This is a genomic window from Nocardia sp. NPDC004123 (assembly GCF_053603795.1).
In genome coordinates this window covers 50,302-68,063 of the sequence record NZ_JBSGGG010000028.1, presented here as the reverse complement: position 1 = coordinate 68,063, position 17,762 = coordinate 50,302, and the positions used below count along the sequence as shown (strand labels likewise).

Below are 17,762 nucleotides of genomic sequence, written 5' to 3'. Positions count from 1 at the left end.
TGCGAGCTTTCAGCCGCCGATCCCACCCACCGGACCGAGGCCGGCGGTTGTCAGCGGATGGAGCGGACTTCGGGGTCGATGTCGGAGTCGGCGGCCGCGATGGCCTCGGCGAGGAGTTGGTCGAGGTGGTAGGGGTAGACGGTCTCGCCGGAGTGGTCGATCTGGGCGATGTCGGTGGGGGTGCACCATTTGCTGCCGGTGATGGAGCGGCGTTCGATGTAGTCGAGGTTGGTGGGAACCGGGTCGAACGCCTTGGCACGCAGCGCGAAGAAGAGTTCCTCCGAGCGGATGAGTTCGCCGTTGAAGGGGAACACCGCGACCCGGCGCCAGAGGGGGCCGCGCAGGGCCGAGGAGTCGGCGGCGTGGCCGGTTTCCTCGTAGAGCTCGCGGATCGCGGCCTCTCGCAGGGTTTCCCCGGGGTTGACGCCGCCGCCGATGGTGAACCAGAACGGGACGTCGGGGACCTTGGGGTCGACGCCCTGCAGCAGCAGGACGCGGTCGTTCTCGTCGACCAGGACCACGCGGGCCGAGGTGCGGACGGTGTCGACGTCGAGGCCGGTGGAGGCGGCGGGGGTGACCCGTTCGGCGATCTCGAAGTAGGTCGGCAGCGGTGCGGTACCGCCGAGGTGCAGCCAGCGGACCAGGCGGCGGGTGCGCAGGGCGAGGGTGTCGCGCACCGCGTCGTTGTGGAAGCGGCGGGCGATGAGGACCCGGGCCTCGGCATCGGCGAGCTCGGCCACCAGCTGGGGCGGCAACAGGGCGATGTCGACCGCGGACAGGGCGGCGGCGAGCTGGTTCTCGACGGTTTCGCGGTCGCGCCAGTTGGAGCGTTCGGCCCGGTCGGCCAGGGCGGTCAGCCGGCGGGCCTGCTCGACCAGGGACGGATCGTAGAGCCCGGCCAGGGTGGTGGCCACCGAGCGCCCCACCACCGCGCGCCGGGCCAGGGCCGCGTCCAGCGCGTGGCGGGCCTGGTCGGTGCGCACGTGCAGGCGGTCGAGGCGGTTGGCGGTGGTGTAGGCCCAGACCGCGGCGGTGACGATGAGGGCCGCGACGAGGGCGAGGACCAGGATGGTCGTCGCGGAGAAGGTGATCATCCGGCGGTCCTGACGCGCACGTCGCCGACGGTCACGGTCTCGTACACCCGCAGGATCTGCTCGGCCACGACCGGCCAATCATATTCGCCGACAACCTGATTCGCGGTGCGGATGAACTCCTCGCGCCGGGCGTCGTCGGTGAGCATGCCGCTGATCGCCTCGCCCAGCCGCGCCGAGTCCCCGACCGGCACCAGCTGGCCCGCGGTGCCGTCGCGCAGCACCCGGCGGAAGGCATCGAGATCGCTGGCCACCACGGCGGTCCCGGCGGCCATGGCCTCGACCAGCACGATGCCGAAGCTCTCACCGCCGAGATTGGGCGCGACATAGACATCGGCACTGCGCATGGCCGAGGCCTTCTCGGCATCCGACACCTGACCGAGGAAGCGCAGGTGTCCCGCGTTCTCCCCCGCCTCGCGGCGCAGCCGGTCCTCGTCACCGCGGCCGACGATCAGCAGCTCGAGCTGCGGATGCCGGCGCACCAGTTCCGGCAGCGCGCCGAGCAGCACCTCCATGCCCTTGCGCGGCTCGTCGAACCGGCCCAGGAACAGCACCGACTTCCCCGGACGCGGATACCCGGCCAGCAGCGGCGCGTGCGCGAACGCGGGCACGTCGACACCGTTGGGGATCTCGACCGCGTCCCCGCCGAGCGCCTCCACCTGCCAGCGCCGCGCCAGCTCGCTCACCGCGATCCGCCCGCTGATCTTCTCGTGGTACGGCCGCAGCACACCCTGAAAAGTGCTCAGCACCAGCGACTTCGTGGTCGAGGTGTGGAAGGTGGCGACGATCGGCCCCTCCGCGATCTTCAGCGCCAGCATGGACAGGCTGGGTGCGTTGGGTTCGTGGATGTGCAGGACGTCGAAGTCGTTCTCGGCGATCCAGCGGCGGATCCGGGTATAGGCGGTGGGCCCGAAGGACAGTCGCGCCACCGAGCCGTTGTAAGGGATGGCCACGGCCTTGCCGGCCGACACCACGAAATCGGGCAGCGGCGTGTCGTCGGCGGCGGGCGCGAGCACGCTCACCTTGTGGCCGCGCTCGATGAGCACCTGCGCCAGCTCCACGACATGTGCCTGCACCCCGCCCGGCACGTCGAACGAATACGGGCAGACCATGCCGATTCTCATAGCGCCCCTGTTCCCTGCGACCCCTGCGCGTCATAGCCCAGCGCCTGTTGCGCAGCGGCGATACGTTCCAGTCTGGCCTGCGACAGGTCGCTTTCCCACAGGGGTTGCAGCATGTGCCAGTCCGCCGGATGGGCAGCGATATTGGCGGCGAACACATCGGTCAGCGCCTGGGTGGCGGGCGCGACGCCACCGGACAGATCCAGCGCCTCGAAGACCTGCATGCCCCAGCCCTCGCGGCCGTCGGCCTCGGTGGTGAACCAGCAGTGCACCGGCAGCAGCGCGGCACCGGTGCCGGCGGCCAGCTTGGCCGCGCCGGCGGGCAGCCAGGTGCGTTCACCGAACATGGTGACCGGCACCCCCTTGCCGGTAAGGTCGCGATCCCCCATCAGGCAGACCACCTTGTTGTCCCGCAGCCGATCGGCCAGCTGCGGGAACGGCGGCTGCTCGCCACCGGTCAGCGGGAACACCTCGAAGCCCAGGCTCGCCCGGTACTCGACGAACCGCTCGAACAGCGACTCCGGCTTCAAACGCTCTTGGACAGTGGAGAACGGGCCGTAGTTCTGTGCCAGCCAGACCCCGGCCATATCCCAGTTGCCCGAGTGCGGCAGCACCAGCAGCACACCCTTGCCGCGGGCCAGCGCCGCGTCCAGGTGTTCGACCCCGTGCACGTGCAGCTGTCCGAGTGCGGTGTGGTCCATCGACGGCAGCCGGAACGCCTCGCGCCAATAGCGGGCGTAGGACCGCATACTCGCCGCGATCAGGCTGTCCGGCACCGCCGCCGGTGTCGTGCCCAGCACGCGGGCGAGGTTGCGGCGCAGCTGGTTCGGGTGCCCGCGGTGCGCCTTCCGGTTCGATCGCCGGGCGATGGCGTTCGCGCCCGCGTCGAAGCCCTTGCGCACCATGCCCTCCGGCAGTCCGCGGACAAGCCGCCACCCGGCCGCGTACGCCTTGTCGGTCATCGCGGACGTGAAATCGGTTGTCACCGCTGCGGTTCCTCCGGAGCCTTCGCCGTGGGGGCGATGATGTCACGGGCGCCAGGGGAATTACGCACCGCCAGCACCCGCTGGAAGACGGTGATGATGCTGAGCACGGCCAGCGCGTACATGGCCGCGTACACCGCGTACGACAGCCAGGTGATGCCGAAGTAGCCGCCGATACCGGTCAATCCGGCGCCGACCAGCACGATGACCAGCCGGTCGGGCCGCTCGATCAGGCCGCCGTCGGCCGAGAGCCCGCTGGCCTCCGCCCGCGCCTTCGCGTACGAGATGACCTGCGAGGTCACCAGCACCACCAGGGTCGCCACGAACAGATGCTTGGAGTTCGCGTGGTACACCGACCACCAGGCCAGCCCCGCGAAGATGGCGCCGTCGGCCACGCGGTCACACGTGGCGTCCAGCACCGCACCGTATTTCGTGCCGCCGCCCCGGGCGCGGGCCATGGCCCCGTCCAGCATGTCGAACATGACGAACAGCCAGATCACCATCGTTCCCCAGAACAGGTGATCGGTCGGGAACAGGGTCACCGCCGCGACGATCGAGGCGGTGGTGCCGATGAGCGTCATCGCATCGGGCGTGAGCCCCGTGCTCACCAGCGCTTTGCCCAGCGGCGCAGTCGCTTTGGCGAACGTCTCGCGACCGAAGAAGCTCAGCACGCTATCCCGCGTCCTTCCATGCGTCGGCTTCCTTCCACGCCTGTGCCAGCAGCGCCCGGGTTTCCCGGAGCAGCTGCGGCATCACCTTCACTCCGCCGACGACGGTAATGAAGTTCGCGTCCCCACTCCAGCGCGGCACGATATGTTGATGCAGGTGATCGGCGAGTGAACCACCGGCAACGCCACCGAGATTCAGGCCGACATTGAAGCCCTCGGGCCGCGACACCTGCTTCATCACCCGGATCGCCTGCTGAGTGAACGCCATCAGCTCGGCGCTCTCCTCGGTGGTCAGGTCCTCGAGGTTGGCGACCCGGCGGTAGGGCACCACCATCATGTGGCCCGGGTTGTACGGGTACAGGTTCAGCACCGCGTAGACCCATTCACCGCGCGCGACGATCAGGCCGTCCTCGTCCGACATCTCCGGAATGTCGGTGAAGGGGTGCCCGGTCTTCTTGGCCGTGTCGATCTTCCGATCCTCGGCCTCGCCGGTGATGTAGGACATCCGGTACGGGGTCCACAACCGCTGCAGGCGGTCCGGATCCCCGGCACCGGTATCCACGATCTGCTCGGACACGGGGGCAATCCATTCACTCATCGATCCGCCTTGCGGATCTCGAAGCCCTCCGCGGTCGGCGACTGGTTCTCGCGGCGCCCGATCCAGTCCACGATGGTGGCCACCGCGTCGGCCACGGGCACACCGTTGACCTGGGTGCCGTCGCGGAAGCGGAAGCTGACCGCGCCGCTCTCCACATCGCGCGCGCCGGCCAGCAGCATGAACGGCACCTTCTGCGCGGTCTGGTTGAAGATCTTCTTCTGCATGCGGTCGTCGCTGCGGTCGACCTCGGCGCGAATGCCGTTGTCCCGCAGGCGTTCGATCACGCCGTCCAGGTGCTCGACGAAGGTCTCGGCGACCGGGATGCCGACCACCTGCACCGGCGCCAGCCAGGCCGGGAACGCGCCCGCGTAGTGCTCGGTGAGCACGCCGAAGAAGCGCTCGATGGAGCCGAAGAGCGCGCGGTGGATCATGACCGGGCGGTGCTTGCCGCCGTCGGAGCCGGTGTACTCCAGCTCGAAACGCTCGGGCAGGTTGAAGTCCAGCTGGATGGTGGACATCTGCCAGGTGCGGCCGAGTGCGTCCTTGGCCTGGACCGAGATCTTCGGGCCGTAGAAGGCGGCCCCGCCCGGATCCGGCACCAGCTCCAGACCGGAGTCGGTGGCCACCTTGCGCAGGGTCTCGGTGGCCTCCTCCCACAGCTCGTCGGAGCCCACGAACTTCTGCGGGTCCTTGGTGGACAGCTCCAGGTAGAAGTCGTCGAGGCCGTAGTCGCGCAGCAGCGAGAGCACGAACTGCAGCGTGTTGGTCAGCTCCGCGTGCATCTGCTCCTTGGTGCAGTAGATGTGCGCGTCGTCCTGGGTCATGCCGCGCACCCGGGTGAGGCCGTGCACGACGCCGGACTTCTCGTAGCGGTAGACCGAGCCGAATTCGAACATGCGCAACGGCAGTTCACGGTAGGAGCGCCCGCGCGACCGGAAGATCAGGTTGTGCATCGGGCAGTTCATCGGCTTGACGTAGTAGTCCTGGCCGGGCTTGCGCACCGAGCCGTCCTCGTTGAGTTCGGCGTCGAGGTGCATGGCCGGGAACATGCCGTCGTGGTACCAGTCCAGGTGGCCGGAGACCTCGAAGAGATGACCCTTGGTGATGTGCGGGGTGTTGACGAACTCGTAGCCGGCGGCGATGTGGCGGCGGCGCGAGTAGTCCTCGAGCTCCTTGCGGATGATGCCGCCCTTGGGGTGGAACACCGGCAGACCGGAACCGAGCTCGTCGGGGAAGGAGAACAGGTCCAGTTCCAGGCCGAGCTTGCGGTGGTCGCGCTTCTCGGCCTCCTCGAGCAGGCGCAGATGCTCGTCCAGCGCCTCGCTGGATTCCCAGGCGGTGCCGTAGATGCGCTGCAGGTCCTCGCGGGACTGGTCACCACGCCAGTAGGCGGCCGAGGAGCGGGTCAGCTTGAAGGCCGGAATGTACTTGGTGGTCGGGATGTGCGGGCCGCGGCACAGGTCGCCCCACAGCTTCTCGCCGGTGCGCGGGTCCAGGTTGTCGTAGACGGTCAGCTCTTTACCGCCGACCTCCATGACCTCCGGATCGTCGATGCCCGACTTGTCGGAGATGAGCTCGAGCTTGAACGGCTCCTTGGCCAGCTCGACGCGGGCCTCGTCGACCTCGACCACCCGGCGCGAAAACCGCTGCGCGCCTTTGATGATCTTCTTCATCCGGGACTCCAGCTTGGCCAGATCCTCGGGGGTGAAGGGGCGGTCGACCTGGAAGTCGTAGTAGAAGCCGTCCTTGATGAACGGGCCGATGCCCAGCTTGGCCTCGGGGAACTCCTGCTGCACCGCCTGGGCCAGCACGTGCGCGGCCGAGTGCCGGATCACATTGCGGCCGTCCGGGGAATCGGCGGTGACCACCTCGACCTCGGTGTCGAGTTCGGGCACCCAGGACAGGTCCTTGAGCGCGCCCTCGGCGTCACGCACCACGATGACCGCGGCCGGGCCCTTGCTCGGCAGGTCCGCCTCGCGCACCGCGGCCCCGGCGGTAGTCCCAGCCGTAACCCGGACGCGGGCGACTGGGGTCTGCTGGGGTGAGGTGGTCACGGCTGGACACTCCTTGGCGGTTCACGGCGGGTGGTCGATCCGCCGTACAGGTTGGACTGGATGACCGGGCACCCCCTTCGTGAAGGGCAGAGCCCCGGCGGCACCACTCTATCGGCACGGTTGTCACCGTGCGCCGATGGACCGGCCCCGCCGCGTCGCCCGCCACCGCGCAGGTCCCGGCCCGGGCCGATCCCGCCCCGGTGACCAGGTGAAACACCCGATCAGCACGAGGAATCGAGGATCCGGGGCACCGGTGGAACAAGATCGGCCCGAACCGCGAAGTCCAGGGCTCCCGGGCAGGTCGACCGCATGATTCTCCGGGCGACCGCACCGGCACGGCAAGCGAATTCATCGCGGGAGCCGAAACCGCCACCCGCGTGCGGCGGCCTCGGACGGGTGCGCTTGTCCTGTGCCGCAGGAGGTTTCGGGCAGCCGCGCTGGCGGCTGCGGGCGGGCACGGTCGCGCCGGCACGCTCCGCCGGGCCGTCAGCCGCGCGCGGCGACCTCGGCGAGCAGGGCTTCGCGTTCGGGGGCGGGGCGTTTGGGGCAGCTGGTGCACATCTCGCAGCCCGGCACCTCGAAGACCAGGCAGCAGGAGATGCGGCGGACGAAGGTGCGGCTGCCGACGTCCTGGAACCGTGGCACCGGCAGCCGGCCCGCGACATCGCGGGCCAGGCGGGCACCGGCGTCCTCGGCCCCGATGTCCAGGGCGCGGTTGCCGATGGCGTCGGCCACGATCGCCCACAGCGAAGCAGCACCCGCGCCGGACACCTCGGCCACCACCGGAATCACGCGAGTCAGCGTGTGCCGCAACGCATGTCCGACGGACGCCGTCGCACAGCAGCCTGCGGACTCGGCGTCCGTGTCCTCGGCGGGCACCACCGGACCGGCACTCGCCGGGCCCGCTGCCTCCCCGGGTCGCGGCGATGGCGCGATCGGAGACCAGGATTCGATGGGCAGCGGACCCGCGCCGACGAGGTAGCCGCGCGGTTCCGGCAGCACCCGCTCCACGCCGCCGTCGGGCCGGATCTCCAGGGCGATGTGCTCGAGCGCGGGGTCGAAGGCGGGCCGCCCGCTCGCGATGGCCGCGACGATCGGATCCACCAGCGACGAGGCCGCCATGCACCACCACAGCGTCCCCGACACTCGCGTGTTGGCAGTCCCCCACGAGATCCCCATGTCGGCGATCCGCTCGGCCAGCCACTGTGGTCGCAGTAGGTCGGTGCCCGGCACCAGCGCCTGTGAAACGGGGGGTTGCGCAACCATTTCCATTCGACTCCGATCCGGCCGATCCACGGTGATTACTACCCACGATGTCACGTTTCCGCGCCGATGTGGGCCGCTCCCCCGCGACCCCCGGCGCACCCGCTCGACTCAGGATGCCGCGAGGCGCGCTCAGCGTATGCCGCACGGGCTCCCTCACCGCGCCGACGCGCCCGGCGGCGAGCACCGGCCGGATCGCCACCCCGGAAAACACGATGGTGCGGGCTTCCCGAACGGGAAGCCCGCACCATCGCAGGGTGGGCGCTATCAGTGCGTGTGGGCCAACGCCGATAGCTCGGGTGCGTCGATTTCCCGGAGGCCCGTGGCGGTGACCTCCAGGACTCGGGCGGTCCCGATGTCGAAGAACAGGCCGGAGACCTCGAGACCGCGTTCCAGGATCGCCCGCCGGACCACCGGGTGGGCGCGCAGCGTGTCCAGCTGGACGGCCACGTTCACGATGGACAGCTGGTCGGCCACCCCGAATCCGGCACGCGCCGCCACGGCGGCGATCGGGTCGCCGGCGCGGAAGCGATCCAGGCTGGCCCGGCCGTGGACCAGCCAGTTGCCCAGGCCGGGCCCGGTGGGCCCGCCCGCGACCAGTGCCTTCATCGCGCCGCACGCGGAGTGACCGCAGACCACGACGTTGTCCACGACCAGATCGTCGACGGCGAAGGCGAGCGCCGCCTCGATGGAACTGTCGCGGCCGCCGGGGACCACCAGGTTGCCGACATTGCGGATGGTGAACATGTCACCGGGCCCGCTGTTGGTGATCATGTTGGGCACGATCCGGGAATCCGCGCAGGTCAGGAAGAGCGAGTGCGGGTTCTGCCCGTCGCGTAGCTCGTCCAGGTGCGGGCGCACCAGGTGGGCGTTGCGCTGATGGAAGGCGGCCACGCCCTGGGTGATCGGGTTGCCGTCGTCCTCGCGCCAGGGGCGCAGCACATCGTCGAGCAGGGTGCGGGCGCGCCCGCGCACCGGCGGGCCCGTCAGGGCGTGCGCCATGCGGGCGGTGCCGAGTTCCACGAATTCGACTGTGCCGCCGGTGCTCTCGTGCTGGCCGGCCCAGTCGTGGATGGCCTCGTAGGCGGCGTGGTCGAGGAAGTCGACGCTCATCTCGACCAGCACGTCGGTCCCGCCGGGCACCTTGGCCAGTTCCGAGGACAGCTTCGGCAGTGCCAGGAACGTGCAGGTGCCGTCGATGCTGACCAGCCAGCGATCGGTGCCGGCCACCTCGCCGGCGGTCACCGAGACGCGCACGACCCGCCACAGCAGCAGGCCGAAGGCCAGCGCCAGGCCGATGATGACGCCCTCGAGCAGATTCAGGAACACCACGCCGAGCACGGTCACCAGGTACACCAGCAGGTCGCCGGTGCGCCGGGCCAGCTTGATGTGGGCGAGCTTGACCAGCTGGATGCCGACCACGATGAGCAGACCGGCCAGGGCCGATTTGGGAATCTGCTGCACCAGGCCGACCAGCGCTACCGAGAACACCAGGATCCAGAGGCCGTGCAGGAGGGCCGAGGCGCGCGTGCGGGCGCCGGCCTGCACATTGGTGGCACTGCGCACGATGACGCCGGTGACGGGCAGGCCGCCGAGGCCGCCGGAGATCACATTGGCCGCGCCCTGCCCGACCAGTTCGCGGTCGAAGTTGGTGCGCGCGCCGGTGTGCATCTTGTCCACGGCGACGGCCGACAGCAGGCTCTCGACGCTCGCGATCAGGGCGATGGTCAGTGCCGCGAGCACCACCTCACCCCACTCGCCGGAGGGCAGCTCAGGCAGGCCGATGGCGTCGAACAGCGAGCCGCTCAACACGATTCGCTCCGGATTACCGGGCAGCACCAGCGACAGCACGGTGCCGGCGACCACGGCGATCAGCGGGCCGGGCAGCACCTTCAGTTTGCCCGGCACGTACTTCCAGCTGAGCATGATGGCGATGACCACCAGGCCGACGACGAAGTCGTCGCCGTGCAGGTTGAGCAGCTGGTTCGGCAGTTCCTTCAGGTTCTCCCACGCGGAGCTCTGCGAGGTGCCGCCGAGCAGCACATGGAATTGCTGCAGCGCGATGGTGACACCGATACCGGCGAGCATGGCGTGCACCACGACCGGCGCGATGGCCAGCGCGGCGCGGGCAATGCGGCTGAGCCCGAACAGGATTTGCAGCACACCGGCCAGCGCGGTGATGAAACAGGCTGTCTTCCAGCCGAATTCGTTGATGGTGGTGGCGACCACCACGGTCAGGCCGGCCGCGGGCCCGCTGACCTGCAGCGGCGAACCGCCGAGCAGGCCGACCACGAGGCCGCCGACCACGGCGGCGATGAGTCCGGCGGCGATGGGCGCGCCGGAGGCGACCGCAATGCCGAGCGAGAGCGGCAGTGCGACGAGAAAGACGACAAGGGATGCAGGAAGATCATGACGCAGCAGGCTGTCGAGCCGGCCGTCGGTGCTGCCTGGCGGTGAACCGTCGGTTCTGCCTGGCGGTGAATCGGTGTCGCGAGACATTTCGCTCCTCAGCGAGCATGTACAGGGGGCATCGAATAAAGGCTGCGGACAGCTCTGGCCGCAGACTCACCGGACGAGCAGAGCCAAGAGTAAAGGTAAAGACTTAGCAAAGTCTGAGAAAGAAGGCCCCCAACGCACAAGGAGTGTGAACCCTCTCGGGCCCACACCCCTTCTTCCCCGGCCGTCACGCGGGTTGGGTCACCCGCCCGACGTCGTCGATCTCGGCGATCCCGTCCACGGTGACCTCCACCACGCGCGCGGTGGCGATATCGAAGAACAGGCCCGAGAGCACCACGCCGCGCTCCTGCACGCCGCGGCGAACCACCGGATGCGCGTACAGCGTTTCCAGCTGCACCGCCACATTCACCATGCCGAGCTGATCGACCGGACCGAACCCGGCGGCCGCCGCGGCCACCGCGACCGGATGCCCGAGCCGGAAGCGCTCGAGGCTGGGCCGGGCATGCGCGAGCCAGTCGTCGAGCTGGGACCCGGTGACCAGTTCGCTGTGCAGCGCGCCCATGGCGCCGCACCCGGAGTGCCCGCACACCACCACCGAGCGGACATCCAGCTTGTCGAGGGCGTAGATGAGCGCGGCCTCCATCGACGAGTCCTGGGCATCACGCGGAATCAGGTTGCCCACATTGCGTACCGTGAACAGGTCACCCGGACCGCTGTTGGTGATCACGTTCGGCACGATGCGGGAGTCGGCACACGTGACGAAAAGCGAGTCCGGTTCCTGACCGTCGCGCAGCACTCCGAGGTGCGGGCGCACGACGTGCGCGTGGCTGCGGTGATAGGCGGCCACGCCGGCGACGATCGGGTCCACGTCGGTGGCGGTGCGCCGCCAGGGTCCGAGGACCTCGTTCAGCAGGTGCCGGGAGTGCCCGCGGGCGGGCGGCCCGTCGGCGACATCGGCCATGCGCACCGCGCCGACCTCCACGAATTCGACTGTGCCGCCTGCACTCCGGTGCTGGTCCACCCAGTCCTGCACCGCGTCGTAGGCGGCGTGGTCCATGAAGTCGACGGTCATCTCGACCACCACCTCGGCGCTGCCGGGCACCTTGGCGAGTTCGGCGGCGAGCTTGGGCAGCGCCAGGAAGGTGAAGCTGCCGTCGACGGTGACCCGCCAGCGCGGCGCGTCCACCTCCTCGGCCGCCACCGACACCCGCACCACCCGCCACAGCAGCAGGCCGAAGGCCAGTGCGAGCCCGACCAGCATGCCCAGCAACAGATTCCAGAACACCACCACGAAGGCGGTGGCGGCGTACACCACCAGGTCGCCGGTGCGCTGGGCGCGCCGGATGTGGGCGAGTTTGATCAGCTGAATGCCAACCACGATGAGCAGTCCGGCCAGCGCCGCCTTGGGAATCGAGCGCACCACGTCGACCAGCGCCACCGAGAAGAGCAGGATCCACAGCCCGTGCAGCATGGTCGAGGCCCTGGTGCGCGCTCCCGCTTTGACATTGGTGATGCTGCGCACGATGACCGCCGCCACCGGCAGGCCGCCGATCAACCCGGAGACCATGTTGGCCGCGCCCTGGCCGAGCAGCTCGCGGTCCAGATCCGTTCGGCGCCTGGAGTTCTGACGCATCCGGTCCACCGCCACGGCCGACAGCAGGGTCTCCACGCTGGCGATGAGCGCGATGGTCACCGCCATCAGCGCCACCGTGGCCCAGCTGCCGTGCGGCACCTGGGGCAGGTGCAGTTCCGCCGGCAGTGAGCCATTGAGCGTGATGCGCTCGACCCGCACCGGCAGCACGCGCGCCAGCAGGGTCGCGACCACCACCGCCACCAGTGGCGCCGGCACCCGGGTGGCCGGTGCGGGCAGCCGCCGCCAGCCGAGCAGGATGGCGATGACGACCAGTCCGATGCACAGGTCACCGGGGTGAACCGAGGCCAGCTGGCGCGGCAGCGCGACGATGGCGTCCCAGGACGAGGTCAGCGAATCGCCGCCCATGAGCACGTGCACCTGTTCGAGCGCGATGACGATGCCGATTCCGGCGAGCATGGCGTGCACCACCACCGGCGCGATGGCCAGCACCCCGCGTGCGATCCGGCTGAGCCCGAACAGAATCTGCAGGCCACCGGCCAGGATGGTGATGAAACAGGTAGCGGCCCAGCCGAATTGGGTGATGGATTCGGCGACCACCACGGTCAGCGAGGCGGTGGGCCCGCTCACCTGGAGGGTCGATCCGCCGAAGAGTCCGGCGACCACGCCGCCCACCACCGCGGCGATGAGTCCGGCGGCGACCGGCGCGCCCACGGCGACGGCGATGCCGATGGACAGCGGCAGGGAGACCAGGAAGACGACGAACGAGGCGGGTAGATCGTGGCGCACCAGGGCGGCGAAGCCGGGAAGCGACGTCCGTGGAGGCTGATCGGTGTCGGTGGACATATTTCTCCTTCGCCGGCACGGCAGGGCCGCCCGGTTCATCGGTCAACATGTACTGGCATCGAATCGAGAGGCAGCGGCGGGCGAGGCTGGAGAACCACGACGCTTGGCAGATCGCGGGTAATCGTAAAGACAGTGCAAAAGAAATGAAAAACGTTTGCGACAGTTGGGGCGAACCGCTATTAAACTGTGACACAGCTCACTGCACCGCGCACAAGGACTGCCGCTGTCCGAGATGTCACCGGATGTTCACCCGCCGCACCCTGCCGAGTCAGAGACGCTGCCTAATCTCTCGCGCCAGATTGCTGTGGAACCCGAAGTGAGACGGGGTCCTTCGGAAAGGGTTCCGCGGAATGTCGCTCCCCCGCCGCACTGTCATCGCGGCCGTCGCCGCCGCGCTCGCGACCACCGGTTGCGGCACGCACGCCGAACCGGCATCCGTTCCCGCCGTGACCAGTTCGTGGACCCCGCCGCCCGGGCTGTCCGGGCAACTCACCCTGTACTCGGCGAATCCGCAGGACCTCACCGACGACCTGCTGGCCGGGTTCACCCGGGCGTCCGGGGTGAAGGTGAACGTCGTCAACGGCGAAACCGGCAAGATCACCGCCATCCTCGACAAGGAGGGCCCGCAGCCGCGGGCCGATGTGGTGTACCTGGCGTCCTGGACGCCCGCGGCGGAGTACGACCTGCAGGGCCGCACCCTGCCCTACACCCCGCGCGGCGCGGACCGGGTGCACGACGGATGGATCGGCAAGGATCACGGCTTCATCGGCCGGGACGGGTCGGCGCTCACCATGGTGGTCAACAGCAAGGCGAGCCCGCGCCTGCCCAACGACTGGGCCGATCTGGCCGCGCCCGAATTCCGCGGCCGGGTGATCATGCCGGACCCGCGCGAATCCGGCACTGCCCGGGACCTGCTGGCCGCCATGGTCAGCGCGTGGGGCAAGGACCGCACCTGGGCCATGTTCGACGCCCTCTTCGACAATGGCATGGTGGTGCGCGGCGGCAACGGCCCCGCCCTCGACCAGGTGGCCGCGGGCGGCTACGCCGTCGTCCTCGGCGGCGTCGACTACGCGGCCTACGACGCGGCCGCCAAAGGCGTTCCGCTGCGGGTCATCTCACCGTCCTCGGGCACCGTCATCACCCCGCGCCCGGTCTTCATCCTGAACACCACCCGCAACCCGGCGGCCGCGAAAGCCCTGGTGGACTACATGTTCACCCCCGAGGCCCAGCAGATCACCGCCGCGCACAAGATGATTCCCGCGCGCACCGACGTCCCGGTCGCACCCGGCACCCGCTCCTACGACGAGGTCAAGCAGCTGCCCTTCTCCTGGGATCAGGTGAAGGGCAACGGCACCGGCATCCTGACCGAATTCACCCAGCGCTACCTGAGCTGATCCGCCCCGGGTTCAGCCGCGGCCGTGCGCCCGCTCGTAGGCGGCCCGCGCGGCGGCGGCGCGATCGCGTTCGCGCTGGTCGGCCAGGGCCGGATCCAGGCCGTGCTTGGTGAGGCGGGCCCGGCGGAACACGTACATGAGCGCGGCCGTGAAGTAGATCAGCGGCAGGTACAGCAGCGCCATCATGGCCAGCCCGATCCACAGCGGGCCGGGAATGAGCAGGAACAGGCACAGCGGCGGGATGATCGGGATGAGGATGCGCAGCATGTAGCGCCGTGCCGCCCCCGGGCCGGTCAGATCGTCGATCACCCACTGCGACATGGCCGGCGGCAGCGTCCCGCCGCAGATGTAGCGCAGGCGCTGCAGCGGATTCGGGCTGGTCTGGTCGGGCACGGTCAGACTTCCTCGGCCAGGCGGAGTTTCAGGGCGGCGAGTTCGGCGCGCAGGGCATCGGGCAGGCGGTTGCCGCCGATGGTGGCGTACCACTCGTCGATCGATTCGAGCTCACGCACCCATTCGCCGCGATCGACGGTCAGGGCGGCGTCGATCAGGCCGCGGTAGCCGTCGCCGAGTCCGTCGAGGTCGAGCGCGGCGGCGGTGGGCACGAAGCCGATCGGGGTGCGCTCGGCCGGAGCGGTGCCGTCCAGCCGTTCGAGCGCCCACTTCAGCACGCGCACATTGTCGCCGAAGCCGGGCCACAGGAACTTCCCGTCGGCGCTGCGCCGGAACCAGTTGACCTGGAAGACCTTCGGCAGCTGCGCGCCCGCGCGCTCCCCCATCGCCAGCCAGTGCGCGAAGTAGTCGCCCACGTGGTAGCCCAGGAACGGCAGCATGGCCATGGGATCGCGGCGCACCACGCCGACCTTGCCGGCCGCGGCGGCCGTGGTCTCCGACGACAGCACCGAGGCGGTGAACACCCCGTGTGCCCAGTCGAAGGATTCCGCGATGAGCGGGATGGTGGTGGCGCGCCGGCCGCCGAAGAAGATCGCCGAGATCGGCACGCCGCGCGGGTCGTTCCATTCGGGGGCCACCGACGGGCACTGCTCGATCGGGGTGCAGTAGCGCGAATTCGGGTGCGCGGCGGAGGTTTCCGAGCCGGGCGTCCAGTCCTTGCCGTGCCAGTCGAGGAGGTGGGCCGGGGCCTGGTCGGTCAGGCCCTCCCACCACACGTCGCCGTCGTCGGCGCGAGCGGTATTGGTGAAGATGGAATTGCCCGCATCGATGGTGGCGATGGCGTTCGGATTGGTCCGCATGCTGGTTCCCGGTGCGACGCCGAAGAATCCGGCCTCCGGGTTCACCGCGTAGAGCCGCCCGTCGGCCCCGAACCGCATCCAGGCGATGTCGTCGCCGACGGTCTCGGCCTGCCACCCGGGCAGGGTGGGCTCGAGCATGGCGAGGTTGGTCTTGCCGCACGAGGACGGGAAGGCCGCGGCGATGTAGTGCGTCTTCCCTTGCGGCGAGGTCAGTTTCAGGATGAGCATGTGCTCGGCCAGCCAGCCCTCGTCGCGGCCGAGGACCGAGGCGATGCGCAGCGCGAAGCACTTCTTGCCCAGCAGCGCGTTGCCGCCGTAGCCGGAGCCGTAGCTCCAGATCGTGCGGGTCTCGGGGAAGTGCGCGATGTATTTGGTCTTGTCACACGGCCACGGCACATCGGGCTGCCCGGGGCCGAGCGGCGCGCCCACCGAGTGCAGGCACTGCACGTATTCCGTGTCGCCGGTGAGCTTTTCCCAGACCGGCGCGCCGGAGCGGGTCATGATCTGCATCGACACCGCGACGTAGGCCGAATCGGTGATCTCCACACCGTATTTCGGCTCGGCGGCATCCAGCGGGCCCATGCAGAAGGCGATCACGTACATGGTGCGCCCGGCCATCGCCCCGCGGTAGTGCTCGGTCATGACGGTGCGCATGTCGAGCGGATCCACCCAGTTGTTGGTCGGCCCGGCGTCGCTCTCACGCTCCGAGCAGATGAAGGTCCGGTCCTCCACCCGTGCCACGTCGCCGGGATCCGAGACGCACCAGAACGAGTTCGGCTTGGCCGACAGCGGGACGAAGGTCCCCTTGGCCACCAGCTCGGCGGTGAGCCGATCCCATTCGTCGCGAGAGCCGTCGCAGTAGACGATGCGCTCGGGCATGGTCAACTCGGCGATCTCCGCAACCCAGGCCAGGATGCCGGGATGGTCGGTCGGCATGGTGGCGACGGCGGCGAGGGGACGTTCAAGCACGGCGAGCCTCTCTGACGGAAACAACTAGGTTTTTAGTTTAGAAAACACGCAAGCAGAAAGGCGGGCGGGGCCGCCGGACGGGTGCCGGGACACCCGCTAAGCGGGCTGTTCGAGCGCCTCGGCCTGGCCGGAGACCACGCCGGTGAGAATCGCGCGGGCCACCGCGAGCAGTTCGGCGACCTGCGGCGAGGTCAGCGCGTAGGTGACCGAGAGTCCCTCCCGGCGGGCGGTGACCAGACCGGCCCGCCGCAGAATGGACAGCTGCTGGGACAGATTCGCGGCCTCCACCCCGATTTCGGTGAGCATCTCCGAGACCGCGTGCTCCCGCTGACTGAGCAGTTCGAGCACTCGAATGCGCACGGGATGGCCCAGCGTTTTGAAGAAGTCCGCCTTCATCTGATAGAGCGGCCGTTGCATTCCTGGCACCTGCGAGCCATTCCTTCCACTGGCGGCGGATCATCCCTGCGCACGACCCACCCGGCAATTGCAGAGTTTAGCAACCAGGCCAATCAAGGCCCATTCGCCCCGGCGTGGCACGGGCGTGCGGCGGCCGCGCGTGTCAGCCAGGGATGAGCCGTTTTGCCGAGCGATGAGATTCCGCGTGCGTGGTACGTTCGGTCGTTCGCCGGACCGCCTACCAGAAAGACCAACCGTGCCCCTCGCCACCCTGAACGGCATCCGACTCAACTACGACGTCACCGGCAGCGGGCCGCTGGTCGTGCTGGTCATGGGCACCGGCAGCCCGGGCCGGGTGTGGCGCACGTATCAGGTTCCGGCACTGGTGAAGTCGGGCTTCCGGGTCGCCACCTTCGACAATCGCGGCATCGCGCCCTCGGAGGAGAGCGCGCACGGCATGCGCATCGAGGATCTGGTCGCCGACACCGCGGCCCTCATCGAACACCTCGGCGGCCCAGCACATGTGGTGGGCACGTCCCTGGGTGCGCGCGTGACGCAGGAGCTCGCGCTGGCGCGGCCGGAGCTGGTGCGCAGGGCGGTCATGCTGGCCACCACCGGACGGGCGCATCCGCTGGCGAGCATGTTGAGCCGCGGCGAGCGGGCCCTGCAGGAGCAGGGCGTGAAACTGCCGCCGGAGTACGCGGCGGCCATCAAGGCGATGCTGAACCTCTCCCCGCACACGCTCGAGGCCGACGACCAGGCCCAGCAGTGGCTCGACATCTTCGAGTACTCGGCGAGCGCGACGGAGCCCGCGCCAGGGGTGCTGGCCCAGCTGCGCATGGACCGCTCGGGCAATCGGCTCCCCGACTACGCCCGGATCACCATTCCCAGCCTGGTCGTCGGATTCGCCGACGATCGCATGCTGCCACCGGTTTTCGGCCGGGAGGTGGCCGCGGCGATTCCGGGCGCGCGCTTCGTCGAGATCGAGAAGTGCGGCCACTACGGGTATCTGGAACGCCCCGAGGAGGTCAACCGCACCATCATCGACTTCCTCACCGACGGGCATGCCTGAGCCCCA

At 69.4% G+C, this 17,762-nt stretch carries 14 protein-coding genes; 2 read left to right on the top strand and 12 right to left on the bottom strand.

Features of this window, described 5'->3' with window-relative positions:
• Window positions 1-50: 50 nt before the first annotated feature.
• The 9 genes from ACWEQQ_RS34605 to ACWEQQ_RS34565 form a co-directional block, all read right to left on the bottom strand.
• Window positions 51-1,091: an NUDIX hydrolase gene (locus ACWEQQ_RS34605; protein ID WP_379440519.1), complete on the bottom strand. Its 1,041-nt coding sequence runs from the start codon at window positions 1,089-1,091 to the stop codon at window positions 51-53.
• A complete protein-coding gene (locus ACWEQQ_RS34600) occupies window positions 1,091-2,215 on the bottom strand; it encodes a glycosyltransferase family 4 protein (protein WP_452340167.1) in 1,125 nt (374 codons plus the stop codon). The genes ACWEQQ_RS34605 and ACWEQQ_RS34600 overlap by 1 nt, the downstream gene beginning before the upstream one ends.
• Window positions 2,212-3,174, bottom strand: coding sequence for a phosphatidylinositol mannoside acyltransferase (locus ACWEQQ_RS34595; protein ID WP_452340183.1), 963 nt, complete (start codon window positions 3,172-3,174; stop codon window positions 2,212-2,214). Before ACWEQQ_RS34595 ends, ACWEQQ_RS34600 begins: the two co-directional genes overlap by 4 nt.
• 20 nt (window positions 3,175-3,194) lie before the next feature.
• Window positions 3,195-3,866: a phosphatidylinositol phosphate synthase gene (gene pgsA, locus ACWEQQ_RS34590; RefSeq protein ID WP_452340168.1), complete on the bottom strand. Its 672-nt coding sequence runs from the start codon at window positions 3,864-3,866 to the stop codon at window positions 3,195-3,197.
• A 1-nt stretch (window position 3,867) separates the two neighbouring features.
• A complete protein-coding gene (locus ACWEQQ_RS34585; protein WP_452351159.1) occupies window positions 3,868-4,461 on the bottom strand; it encodes an HIT family protein in 594 nt (197 codons plus the stop codon).
• On the bottom strand, window positions 4,458-6,515 hold the full coding sequence (thrS, locus tag ACWEQQ_RS34580; protein WP_452340170.1) for a threonine--tRNA ligase: 2,058 nt from the start codon (window positions 6,513-6,515) through the stop codon (window positions 4,458-4,460). The genes ACWEQQ_RS34585 and thrS overlap by 4 nt, the downstream gene beginning before the upstream one ends.
• Before the next feature lie 486 nt (window positions 6,516-7,001).
• Entirely contained in the window at window positions 7,002-7,781 is a 780-nt protein-coding gene (locus tag ACWEQQ_RS34575) for a (2Fe-2S)-binding protein (protein WP_452351158.1), read from the bottom strand.
• A gap of 264 nt (window positions 7,782-8,045) precedes the next feature.
• Window positions 8,046-10,277, bottom strand: a complete 2,232-nt coding sequence (locus ACWEQQ_RS34570) for a SulP family inorganic anion transporter (RefSeq protein ID WP_452340184.1) — start codon at window positions 10,275-10,277, stop codon at window positions 8,046-8,048.
• 184 nt (window positions 10,278-10,461) lie between these two features.
• Window positions 10,462-12,672: a SulP family inorganic anion transporter gene (locus tag ACWEQQ_RS34565; RefSeq protein WP_452340185.1), complete on the bottom strand. Its 2,211-nt coding sequence runs from the start codon at window positions 12,670-12,672 to the stop codon at window positions 10,462-10,464.
• A 350-nt stretch (window positions 12,673-13,022) separates the two neighbouring features.
• Here ACWEQQ_RS34565 and ACWEQQ_RS34560 point away from each other — a divergent pair, with 350 nt between their 5' ends.
• On the top strand, window positions 13,023-14,066 hold the full coding sequence (locus ACWEQQ_RS34560) for an extracellular solute-binding protein (protein ID WP_452340186.1): 1,044 nt from the start codon (window positions 13,023-13,025) through the stop codon (window positions 14,064-14,066).
• Window positions 14,067-14,078: 12 nt separating this feature from the next.
• Here the strand turns inward: ACWEQQ_RS34560 and ACWEQQ_RS34555 are convergent, their stop codons facing one another.
• The 3 genes from ACWEQQ_RS34555 to ACWEQQ_RS34545 all read right to left on the bottom strand — a co-directional run bounded on the left by ACWEQQ_RS34555 (window position 14,079) and on the right by ACWEQQ_RS34545 (window position 16,705).
• A complete protein-coding gene (locus ACWEQQ_RS34555; protein WP_452340187.1) occupies window positions 14,079-14,459 on the bottom strand; it encodes a DUF5313 family protein in 381 nt (126 codons plus the stop codon).
• Window positions 14,460-14,461: 2 nt separating this feature from the next.
• The gene (locus tag ACWEQQ_RS34550; RefSeq protein ID WP_452340361.1) at window positions 14,462-16,255 is read right to left on the bottom strand and encodes a phosphoenolpyruvate carboxykinase (GTP); all 1,794 of its coding nucleotides are present in this window, start codon (window positions 16,253-16,255) and stop codon (window positions 14,462-14,464) included.
• A 129-nt stretch (window positions 16,256-16,384) separates the two neighbouring features.
• On the bottom strand, window positions 16,385-16,705 hold the full coding sequence (locus ACWEQQ_RS34545; RefSeq protein WP_364624478.1) for an ArsR/SmtB family transcription factor: 321 nt from the start codon (window positions 16,703-16,705) through the stop codon (window positions 16,385-16,387).
• Between the two features lie 235 nt (window positions 16,706-16,940).
• On the opposite strand from ACWEQQ_RS34545, the gene ACWEQQ_RS34540 reads away from it, so the two are divergent.
• Complete coding sequence (locus ACWEQQ_RS34540) at window positions 16,941-17,756, top strand: alpha/beta fold hydrolase (protein ID WP_452340188.1); 816 nt, start codon at window positions 16,941-16,943, stop codon at window positions 17,754-17,756.
• The last annotated feature ends 6 nt before the right edge of the window (window positions 17,757-17,762 follow it).

Excerpts from the sequence above, each read along its gene's own strand:
- ACWEQQ_RS34600 (WP_452340167.1), bottom strand. The coding sequence starts at position 2,215 with ATGAGAATCGGCATGGTCTGCCCGTATTCGTTCGACGTGCCGGGCGGG.
- ACWEQQ_RS34595 (WP_452340183.1), bottom strand. The coding sequence starts at position 3,174 with ATGACCGACAAGGCGTACGCGGCCGGGTGGCGGCTTGTCCGCGGACTG.
- ACWEQQ_RS34585 (WP_452351159.1), bottom strand. The coding sequence starts at position 4,461 with ATGAGTGAATGGATTGCCCCCGTGTCCGAGCAGATCGTGGATACCGGT.
- ACWEQQ_RS34575 (WP_452351158.1), bottom strand. The coding sequence starts at position 7,781 with ATGGTTGCGCAACCCCCCGTTTCACAGGCGCTGGTGCCGGGCACCGAC.
- ACWEQQ_RS34570 (WP_452340184.1), bottom strand. The coding sequence starts at position 10,277 with ATGTCTCGCGACACCGATTCACCGCCAGGCAGAACCGACGGTTCACCG.
- ACWEQQ_RS34565 (WP_452340185.1), bottom strand. The coding sequence starts at position 12,672 with ATGTCCACCGACACCGATCAGCCTCCACGGACGTCGCTTCCCGGCTTC.
- ACWEQQ_RS34560 (WP_452340186.1), top strand. The coding sequence starts at position 13,023 with ATGTCGCTCCCCCGCCGCACTGTCATCGCGGCCGTCGCCGCCGCGCTC.
- ACWEQQ_RS34550 (WP_452340361.1), bottom strand. The coding sequence starts at position 16,255 with ATGCCGACCGACCATCCCGGCATCCTGGCCTGGGTTGCGGAGATCGCC.
- ACWEQQ_RS34545 (WP_364624478.1), bottom strand. The coding sequence starts at position 16,705 with ATGCAACGGCCGCTCTATCAGATGAAGGCGGACTTCTTCAAAACGCTG.